At 38.3% G+C, this 4,001-nt stretch carries 5 protein-coding genes; 2 read left to right on the top strand and 3 right to left on the bottom strand.

Annotated features, from left to right (window positions below):
• Together recG and AC22ZQ_RS13020 are read left to right on the top strand one after the other, a co-directional pair.
• Positions 1–1,446, top strand: a 1,446-nt coding sequence (recG, locus tag AC22ZQ_RS13025) for an ATP-dependent DNA helicase RecG (RefSeq protein WP_318959198.1), incomplete at its 5' end; no start/stop codon positions are given.
• Between the two features lie 3 nt (positions 1,447–1,449).
• Entirely contained in the window at positions 1,450–1,785 is a 336-nt protein-coding gene (locus AC22ZQ_RS13020) for a hypothetical protein (protein ID WP_318959197.1), read from the top strand.
• A gap of 1 nt (position 1,786) precedes the next feature.
• Here the strand turns inward: AC22ZQ_RS13020 and AC22ZQ_RS13015 are convergent, their stop codons facing one another.
• The 3 genes from AC22ZQ_RS13015 to AC22ZQ_RS13005 form a co-directional block, all read right to left on the bottom strand.
• Positions 1,787–2,062, bottom strand: a complete 276-nt coding sequence (locus tag AC22ZQ_RS13015) for a hypothetical protein (RefSeq protein ID WP_318959196.1) — start codon at positions 2,060–2,062, stop codon at positions 1,787–1,789.
• 63 nt (positions 2,063–2,125) lie between these two features.
• Entirely contained in the window at positions 2,126–3,628 is a 1,503-nt protein-coding gene (locus tag AC22ZQ_RS13010; RefSeq protein WP_318959195.1) for an AMP-dependent synthetase/ligase, read from the bottom strand.
• A gap of 37 nt (positions 3,629–3,665) precedes the next feature.
• On the bottom strand, positions 3,666–4,001 hold a 336-nt coding region (locus AC22ZQ_RS13005), incomplete at its 5' end, for a sodium:calcium antiporter (RefSeq protein ID WP_413468686.1).

The raw sequence follows: 4,001 nt of genomic DNA, 5'->3' as shown, positions 1-4,001 counted from the left end.
CAATTCCGCCTGAAATTTGAAGAGTTGTTGTTTCTACAACTTGAATTACTCATGCGTAAGAAGATCATCGCTTCCAAATCTCAAGGTTTTACCTTTGAACAAGTGGGAGATGTCTTTAATGATTTTTACGCTAATTATTTACCCTTTGAACTAACGGGTGCCCAAAAGCGGGTGTTAAAAGAAATTCGTTTGGATCTTAAAAAGGGAGAACAAATGAATCGTTTGTTACAGGGAGATGTAGGTTCAGGTAAAACCTTAGTGGCATTATTAACTATGTTGTTTGCAGTAGGAAATGGTTTTCAGGCTGCGATAATGGCTCCAACCGAAATTCTTGCCAAGCAGCATTTTGAGTCTATTAGTGAATTGGTAGCCAAAATGGATTTAAAGGTTGCCATATTGACGGGGTCTTCTAGAACCAAGGAAAGACGAATTCTACATGAAGCATTAGAGGCTGGAGAGATAGATATATTGATTGGAACTCATGCCTTAATCGAACCTAAAGTAAAGTTTAAGAACTTAGGTTTGGTTGTGATAGATGAGCAGCACAGGTTTGGTGTTGCGCAAAGGGCTAAGTTGCAAAAGAAAAATACACGTCCGCCACATGTGTTGGTGATGACGGCAACACCTATACCGCGTACCTTAGCCATGACAGCCTATGGAGATTTGGATGTGAGTGTTATCGACGAATTGCCACCGGGCAGAAAACCGGTAGAAACCCAACATCGTTACGAAAAGGCAAGACCTCAAATATTTTCCTTTCTTAAAAGAGAAATAGAAAAGGGACGCCAAGTATATATTGTTTACCCTTTGATTGAGGAATCTGAAAGTATGGATTACCTGAATTTAATGGATGGGTATGAATCTATTCAACGAAGCTTTCCTCGTCCCGAATATCAAATAAGTATGGTTCATGGTAAAATGAAACCAGAAGATAAGGAATTTGAAATGCAAATGTTTGCTGCCGGAAAAACTCAGATTATGGTGGCAACAACCGTAATTGAAGTAGGTGTAAATGTTCCGAATGCAAGTGTAATGATTATCGAAAGTTCTGAACGATTTGGACTTTCACAATTGCACCAGTTAAGAGGTAGAGTAGGGCGTGGTGCCGAAAAATCTTATTGTTTCCTAATGTCAGGTGATAAAATCTCCAAAGAAGGAAAAAGAAGACTCGAAACCATGGTAGAGACCAATGATGGGTTTAGAATTTCTGAAGTTGATTTGGAGTTAAGAGGTCCTGGTGATATTATGGGTACGCAACAGAGTGGTTTACTGAACCTTAAAATTGCTGATTTAGTTACGGACGGACCAATAGTTACCATTGCAAGAGAAACGGCTAGAAACATACTTAAAGTTGATCCTAAATTACAAGAAACTAAACATGGTTTTATACGTACAAAATTAAAAACCATAATGCGCTCCAAACCGAATTGGAGTAAAATAGCTTAAAACATGAAAATATTCTTTGCGCTAATATTTACGGCGTTCACTTTATTGGCTTCTGCACAAGTGAGTGGCGATCTTAAAACAGACAATAGGTCTTTGTTGACTTCTACCAACTTTAAATTAAAGGGAAAATCGGCAGGTGTGATGTATTTTAACATTGCCGTAGATAGTGAAGGAGCGGTAAGTTCGGTTGTATTAGACAGGTCTAAGAGTACAATAAAAAGTACGCCAAGTATGATTCAAGCAAAGAATACAATTCTTAAATACAAATTTGAAAAAGGTACCCATTACCCGAAGTATCATCAAGGTGTGGTGAAAATCACTTTTGTAACTGAAAATTAACCTATTGTACAGTTTCTACTTCAATGTAGTACTCAAATTGATGGTATAATTCGCAAACAAAACCTTCTGGTTTACATGCTTCATCCACTCGGGTGTAAGTTATAGTAACTACTTGTTCGTCTTCGTACTCGTTGAGTAATTCTTCATTGCATACTTTAAAGTCCTTATCATTTTTTCTAAGGTAAGTTCCCGTACAATCTTTAATAACGATCATGTCGGCCTGTTTTGTGCACGACAGCAGGATCATCATGGAAAATAGAAATGTTAGGAATTTCATTTTAGGTGTGATTTGATTAAAAAAGTAAAGGGAAGTTGCACAAAACAACTTCCCGAGATATGATTAATTATAAATTGCGTCGACTTTGTCTTTATGCATTTCTAGAATGATTTTTCGCTTGAATTTAAGGGTAGGAGTTAGTTCACCACCTTCGATACTCATTTCTTTATTGAGTAGTTCGAACTTTTTAATTTGTTCGAATTTACCGTAGTTTTCATTGTAGTCATTAACCTCTCTTTTGATGCGTTCAATCACTTTTGGGTGAGCGATTAATTCATCGTTACTCGCATTTGGAGAAAGACCAATGTTTTTACGTTTAGCCCATTCTCTCAAGAATTCGAATTGAGGAACGATGAGTGCAGCAGGGTGTTTTTGACCTTCACCAATCACCATAATCTGTTCAATAAATCTACTTTCTTTGAACTTGTTTTCCATCATTTGAGGGATGATATATTTTCCTCCTGATGTTTTAAAAATTTCTTTTTTCCTGTCCGTAATTCTTAGGAATTTACCATCTTCAATTTGACCGATATCACCTGTATGGAACCAACCATCAGCATCTATTGCTTCTGCAGTTTTCTCAGGTTGATTGTAATACCCCATCATAACATTAGGTCCTTTGGCTAAAATCTCTCCATCTTCTGCAATTTTAACAGTAACACCATCCAGTGTAGTACCAACAGATCCAATCTTAATTCCTGCTTTGAAACAGTTTACTGATATTACTGGAGAGGTTTCTGTAAGTCCATATCCTTCTAAGATAGGTACACCCGCTGCTAAGAATATTCTTGCTAATCTTGGTTGCAATGCTGCACTTCCAGAGGCAATCGCTTTAACATTTCCACCTAATGCTTCTTGCCATTTAGAAAAGATGAGTTTTCTGGCAATACCGAGTTTGAAATTATAGAAAGCACTTTTACCTTGTACATCATATTCTTCTGCTAATCCAACCGCCCAAAAGAACAACTTGCGTTTAATTCCGGTTAATTCATCTCCTTTGGCCATTATCTTTTCGTAAACTTTTTCTAACAATCGAGGCACCGCTGTAAACACATGAGGTTTCACTTCTCTAATGTTATCTCCAATTGTTTCCATAGACTCTGCGAAGTAAATAGAACAACCCAAATACATGTATAAGTAATGTAACATGCGTTCATACACGTGACAAACAGGAAGGAAGGATAATACGCGAGAATGGTTATCTGCAGGTATTCTTGGTTTACAACCTAGTACATTTGATATTAAGTTGTTATGAGATAACATTACACCTTTAGGATTACCTGTTGTACCAGAGGTATATATCATAGTAGCAAGCATGTCATTTTTGATAACAGCTTTTCGATCTTCAACTTCTTGGTCATCAGTTTTACCTGCTTCGTTTTTTATAAGACTCCAGTGATTTCCACCTTCAATTTCATCGAAACAATATATTTTTTCTAAACTTGGAATCTCTGATTGAATATCAGATATTTTGTGAAATAATTCTTCTGTACCGGTAACACAGAATTTAATTCCTGCATCATTAAAGATGTATTTCCCGGTGTTCTCGCCGTACGGCCACTTCATAATGCGCGTTAACAACGTGATTGGGCAATCACCGGGTTTAGAATTCTTTACTGATCAAATACGTAGTGTAGCCAATGTATGAAAAGAGCAACAGCGCGGCCTCCCATCTGTCCAGTTTTTTTCTTTTACCTGTAAACATGGCAATGAAAAGAAACACAGTGCCACCGGCCACGAGGTAAAGGTCTGTATTGAACATCTGGTCGTATACCTTGGGCTTGATCAGGCTGCTGATCGCGAGTACCATGAGAATATTGAAGATGTTAGACCCGATCACGTTCGCGAGTGCCACGTCGCCGCGCCCGCGAAGCGCCGCCACGGCCGAAGTCGCAAGCTCGGGCAGCGACGTGCCGACGGCGACCAGGGTCAGGCCGAT

It is taken from the genome of Lishizhenia sp. (assembly GCF_057456495.1).
This window is presented reverse-complemented; position numbering and strand designations above follow the sequence as displayed.